Raw genomic sequence first — 6,091 nt, forward strand, 5'->3', positions numbered from 1 at the left:
GAATTGTTGTCGGTTTGTCAGTTTTACTTCTTTTTTCTATTGGGGCCTTTTTATTCTTTAGAAAGAAACCATCAAGTGATTTCTGGGGCGGCTTTTTAGAGGAAAAATTCTCAATAACTGTATTGATTGGTGATCATTTCACCATTGAATCAAACGTGCCAACCGGAGGTTTCGGAACATTCAGGGATTTTTCAATAAACTCAGAGCAAGACTTTTCGCAACATTTACAACAACATCCGGAACAAGCTTCTCAAATGGTTCCCAATCAATATCCATACGTAACGATAATGGAACCTAACAGTGCAAAGATGTTGAGTCTGTATTTTGGAGATCACGGATTATCTTTTGATTTGTTGTTAAACTCAGAATGGGATAAGTCAAAAATTAATACTGAGAGCTTGGTTTATGTCGGCCAGTTTAAGACCATGGTTTTTTGAAAAATGTATTTACAGATTACTTTCCAAATTATGAGATTATTGGAGGGAAAATAACCCGAAGAGATCTCACCATCAACGAAAAAGAAACTTTTCAGTCAAGATCAGGGAACCAGATTGTTGATTATACAATTGTATCTAAAATGCACGGTCCTGTTGATAATGATATTGTGATGTTTCTTTCGGATAACGATATTGGTGTGATTCGGATGGTGGAGTATTTTACAGACAACGATTCCATCGCAGCCTTCTATAATCGAGGACAGGTATTTGAAAAAGATTTTGCGGCTCTTTTTAAAGTCAGTGGCTGGGAACGGACGGGGTATACCATGGAGTTAATCAAGTTGGATATAAAATAAGTTTCAGTTGCGTAGTTTATTTAGTGGAATCAGGTCAAATTCGGAATGTTGCAGATTATTTTCTTTGATGTAATTCTTATTGATAATGAATAGTTCGCTATTGAATTTGTCCTGAGGGAACGTATTTTCTGCAGAAAAATCCTCGTCATCAAAATCGGTGAAGTTTAGTTCGCAAGCTGACAATTCCCACTCTTCATCATTCATAAAGAGTAGTGGTAGACCGTGCGTACGACAAATAATTGGTCGATGTTCATATATTTGGCAGGCGTGATCTTTTAGGAAAATACAACTTCCATCAGTAGATTCTTGAAAGTCTATTGACTCATTTTCAATCTTCTTTTTTATTGAATTGTATTCAACAGGGAAAACATCATAATCCATGCAGCATAAATCACAACCTTTTTTGCAGGCCATGTGATTTTTGTGTGTGTCAGATAATTTTTCGGTCAACAGATCAATCTTATCTCTGAGCTTGTGATAATTGTCAAATTGCTTTTTCATGAGTGGCAAAAGTAGTCGATTTAATTAGAAGTAGTGAAATAAATAATCTTGCTAAGTCGTTCGAAAATCTATTAACAATCGCTTCTTATTATTCACATTCAAGCGGTTTTCGATAGGTTTAGACTATTTCTTCTGAAGTAATTTTTATCTTTGTGTCGTGTTTTACAACATGTCATTTAATCATTAACCGATTCAACATGATTTTATTCTTTAAAACCCTCCAGAACAGCATTGTTGCCGTTCAAACATCCGTCTCATTTTCGGACGAAGACATACAAAAACTGAGCTGGTTGTTTGGTGATGCAACCTTGGTTGACCAAGATTTTTTAGTAGGGTATTTTGTAGGCCCACGAAAAGAAATGATTACTCCCTGGAGTACCAATGCAGTTGAAATTACCCAAAACATGGGGCTCAATGGCATTGTGCGTTTGGAAGAATTTATTGAAGTTCCTGATCGTTCTGCCGGATATGATCCAATGCTTAAAGCGTTGTATGAATCTTTGGGACAAAACATTTTTACAATCGACAAGCAGCCGGATCCAATCATTGAAATTGATGATATCGCAGCGTATAATGAGCAAGAAGGTTTGGCATTGAGTGAAGATGAAATCAAGTATTTGGAGTCGGTTTCAGAAAAGATGGATCGCAAGTTGACCGATGGTGAAGTATTTGGGTTTTCTCAGGTAAATTCGGAACACTGTCGTCATAAGATTTTCAACGGATCGTTTGTCATTGATGGGGTTGAGCAGGAAATGTCACTTTTCCAGATGATTAAAAAAACATCAAAAGAAAATCCAAATAAAATTATTTCAGCATATAAAGATAATTGCTCTTTTGTACAAGGGCCAGTTGTTGAGCAATTTGCTCCCAAAACGCAGGATAAACCTGATTATTTCGAAGTAAAAGATATTGAAACTGTGCTTTCGTTGAAAGCCGAAACTCATAATTTCCCAACTACGGTAGAGCCTTTTAATGGTGCTGCAACAGGAACCGGAGGCGAAATTCGCGACCGAATTGCCGGAGGGAAAGGTAGTTTGCCAATTGCCGGAACAGCTGTTTATATGACTTCTTACCCGCGAACTGAAGAAGCCCGCAATTGGGAGGAAGCTACAGAGGAGCGTCCGTGGTTGTATCAAACACCTGAAGAAATATTGATTAAGGCGTCGAATGGGGCCAGTGACTTTGGAAACAAATTTGGTCAGCCGTTGATTACCGGATCTGTATTGACTTTTGAGCATTTTGAAAACCATAAAAAATATGGTTACGACAAAGTAATCATGTTGGCCGGAGGGATCGGTTTTGGTGCTAAAAAGGACAGTTTAAAAGATAAACCTGGAGTAGGCGACAAAGTGGTATTGCTCGGCGGTGATAACTATCGCATTGGAATGGGAGGCGGAGCTGTTTCTTCAGTGGCTACCGGTGAATTTAAAAACGCGATCGAGTTAAATGCTGTTCAGCGTGCGAATCCGGAAATGCAGAAACGTGCCTACAATGCCATTCGTGCATTGGCTGAGTCGGATGATAACCCAATCATCTCTATTCACGATCATGGTGCTGGTGGTCACCTGAATTGCCTGTCGGAATTGGTTGAGGAGACTGGTGGTAAGATTGATACTAGCAAATTACCGGTAGGCGATCCAACACTTTCTCAGAAAGAAATTATCGGTAACGAGTCGCAAGAGCGTATGGGATTGGTGATGAGTGAGAAGCATGTTGATTTGTTGAAGAAGATTGCAGATCGTGAACGCTCGCCAATGTATGTGATTGGCGATACGACTGGCGATATGCAGTTTACGTTCGAAAATTCAAAAACAGGAGAAAAGTCAATCGACTGGCAACTGGCTTATATGTTTGGTAATCCACCAAAAACAGTTTTAACAGATACAACAGAGAAAGCTAATTTTGCTGAATTGGCTTACGATCAGGATAAAATAGAATCGTACCTCGAAGATGTTTTGCAATTGGAGTCGGTAGCATGTAAAGACTGGTTGACCAATAAAGTTGACCGCTCTGTAACCGGTCGGATTGCAAAGCAGCAAGGTGCAGGCAAATTGCACCTTCCTTTGAATAATGTAGGTGTCATAACTCTCGACTACCAAGGCAAAAGCGGCCTTGCAACAACGATTGGTCATGCGCCTGTTGCTGCAATGGTCAATGCTGAAAGTGGTTCAATCCTTTCAATCGCTGAGTCACTAACCAATATTATCTGGGCTCCAATGCCGGATAAAATGAAAAGTGTTTCGTTGAGCGCCAACTGGATGTGGCCTGCAAAAAATCCCGGCGAAAATGCACGTATTTACAAGGCCGTAAAAGCAGCCAGTGATTTTGCATGTGCTTTGGGGATAAATATCCCAACCGGAAAGGACTCCATGTCAATGACTCAGAAGTATAAAGATGATGTGGTTTATTCACCGGGAACGGTAATTATTTCAGCTTCGGGCGAAGTAACCGACGTGAAAAAAGTTGTTGAACCTGTTGCGGTGAACGATGCCAGCAAGCCGCTTTATTATATCGATTTCTCTTCTACTCCCTTGGTTTTAGGAGGTAGTGCTTTTGGGCAAATCGTAAATAAACTTGGACAAGAAGCGCCAACGGTAGCCGATTCTGCTTATTTCTTAAAAGCATTCAATTCCATTCAAAGTTTAATCGAAGATGAATTGATTTTGGCCGGACACGATATTGCTTCCGGTGGATTAATTACAACGTTGCTTGAAATGTGTTTCAGTGATAATGAAACAGGTTTGCACCTGGATTTAACTGGTTTGGGCGAGAGAGACAGTGCAAAAGTATTCTTCAACGAAAATCCTGGAATTGTAATTCAGGCAGCTGATTCTGGAGTAGTGGAAGCGAAACTGAGTGAAGCAGGAGTGAAATTTGTAAAAATTGGACAACCTGCTGAAAAGGGAGCTTTTACGATTAAAAACTTCGAAGCTGATTTTGATTTAGATATTGATTCGTTACGTGAATTGTGGTTCAAATCTTCCTATTTGATGGATCGCAAACAAAGTGGCGAAAAACTGGCACTGGAGCGTTTCAAAAACTATAAAAACAACAAGCTGGACTATGACTTCAAAGGTTTTACGGGTAAAGCTGCTGACTATGGTATTGATTTAAACCGCCGAACTCCAAGTGGTGTAAAAGCTGCTATTATTCGGGAGAAAGGAGTGAATGGCGATCGAGAAATGGCATATATGATGTATTTGGCTGGACTGGATGTAAAAGATGTTCACATGACCGATTTGATCTCTGGACGTGAAAACTTAGAGGATGTTCACATGATTGTATTTGTTGGGGGTTTCTCTAATTCCGATGTTCTTGGATCGGCAAAAGGTTGGGCAGGTGCTTTTAAATATAACGAGAAAGCTCGACAGACTTTAGAAAATTTCTACAAGAGAAATGATACTTTAAGCTTGGGCGTTTGTAATGGTTGCCAGCTGATGGTGGAACTTGGCTTGCTCTATCCTGAACACGAAAAAATTCCAAAGATGCTACATAATGAATCACATAAATTCGAATCGGCATTTTTGAATATAGAAATTGCGAAGAACGACTCTGTCATGCTGAACTCAATGGCCGGAATGAAACTCGGTGTTTGGATTGCTCATGGTGAAGGAAAATTTAGTTTGCCTTATGCCGAAGATCAATACCATATTCCTTATAAATATAGCTATGACTTCTATCCAGGAAATCCTAATGGATCAGATCTTAATACGGCTTCTCTTTGCTCAAAAGATGGCCGTCATTTAGCGATGATGCCTCACTTGGAAAGAGCCTTTAAACCTTGGCACTGGCCTTATTACCCGGCCGACCGAAAGAAGGATGAAGTCGCTCCCTGGATTGAAGCATTTGTAAATGCTCGGGAATGGATTAAGAAGTATTCAAAATAGATTATCAAAGGGCTCTTGTGCAAAGAGCCTTTTTTTTTGCTTAACATGTTCTTATCCAATAGCTGTATATTCAATTCATTTGTTTTTTTTTGAACGGTGATTCAATAAAAATTGACATATTTGTACCTCTCATCTTGTGCAAATGGCTAAAAGAAGTGGGCTTCATATTATTTTCCTTTTTATATTTCACCTTGCATTTAGTCAAGATGATGTGGATAGCCTTTTGTCTTTTCCGACGGATGTGAGCGCTGAGGAGAAGCTAATTCAAATGTTGGATTTCTCTCAGCGCTATGTGCGTGAAGATAGTGCCAAATGTCTGGAGGTAGCGAATAAAGCGATTGCTATTACTGAATCGATTAATGCTCCGTTGTTTGAGTCACGATTTTTATACTTGAGAGGGGAGTGTTACTACTATTATGATAGCTATCCACTGGCTTTAAAAAATTATTCAGAAGCCTTGGAAATATTCCGTCAAATTAATGATGTGCAGAACGTGGCTGAGACTTTAAATTCTATTGGCTTGGTTTATTATTACCTTGGAGAATACAATCAGGCCGCAGAAAATCTATATCAGGCATTAGATCTTTTTTCAAAACAAAATTCAGTAGAAGATAAGGCTCGGGTATATTCAAACTTAGCCATGGTTTTTACACGGATTGGCGACTTTAAAGAGTCGATACATCATTATGAACTAGCAGCGAAAATTAATGCGGGGGTTGGTAAAAAAACAAGTTTGGCAGTTAATTACAATGGCGTTGGGGTAGGTTACTATAATCTGGAACAATATGATTCTTCGAAGGTGTATTACAATCAGGGCAAACGCATCTAAAAAATAAGGTATTTAACAGACTAATAATCAGTCACATACGTTGTTTTTCTGGATAAAAAGTTGTATATTTATCTGATAATC

General features: G+C 39.1%; 5 protein-coding genes. 4 read left to right on the forward strand and 1 reads right to left on the reverse strand.

What is annotated here, in order from left to right:
- Positions 1 to 14: 14 nt before the first annotated feature.
- Both ACTB00_RS01525 and ACTB00_RS01530 read left to right on the forward strand, forming a co-directional pair.
- A complete protein-coding gene (locus ACTB00_RS01525; RefSeq protein ID WP_463298187.1) occupies positions 15 to 437 on the forward strand; it encodes a hypothetical protein in 423 nt (140 codons plus the stop codon).
- A complete protein-coding gene (locus ACTB00_RS01530; RefSeq protein ID WP_463298188.1) occupies positions 434 to 793 on the forward strand; it encodes a hypothetical protein in 360 nt (119 codons plus the stop codon). Before ACTB00_RS01525 ends, ACTB00_RS01530 begins: the two co-directional genes overlap by 4 nt.
- A gap of 3 nt (positions 794 to 796) precedes the next feature.
- On the opposite strand, the gene ACTB00_RS01535 is transcribed toward ACTB00_RS01530, so the two are convergent.
- Complete coding sequence (locus tag ACTB00_RS01535; RefSeq protein WP_463298189.1) at positions 797 to 1,294, reverse strand: YkgJ family cysteine cluster protein; 498 nt, start codon at positions 1,292 to 1,294, stop codon at positions 797 to 799.
- Positions 1,295 to 1,491: 197 nt separating this feature from the next.
- Between ACTB00_RS01535 and purL the strand changes: the two genes are divergently transcribed.
- Together purL and ACTB00_RS01545 are read left to right on the forward strand one after the other, a co-directional pair.
- Positions 1,492 to 5,181 carry a phosphoribosylformylglycinamidine synthase gene (gene purL, locus ACTB00_RS01540; RefSeq protein ID WP_463298190.1) on the forward strand — a complete coding sequence of 1,230 codons (3,690 nt, stop codon included), beginning with the start codon at positions 1,492 to 1,494 and terminating at the stop codon, positions 5,179 to 5,181.
- A 142-nt stretch (positions 5,182 to 5,323) separates the two neighbouring features.
- Entirely contained in the window at positions 5,324 to 6,010 is a 687-nt protein-coding gene (locus ACTB00_RS01545; RefSeq protein WP_463298191.1) for a tetratricopeptide repeat protein, read from the forward strand.
- The last annotated feature ends 81 nt before the right edge of the window (positions 6,011 to 6,091 follow it).

This window comes from Sunxiuqinia sp., from assembly GCF_055140945.1.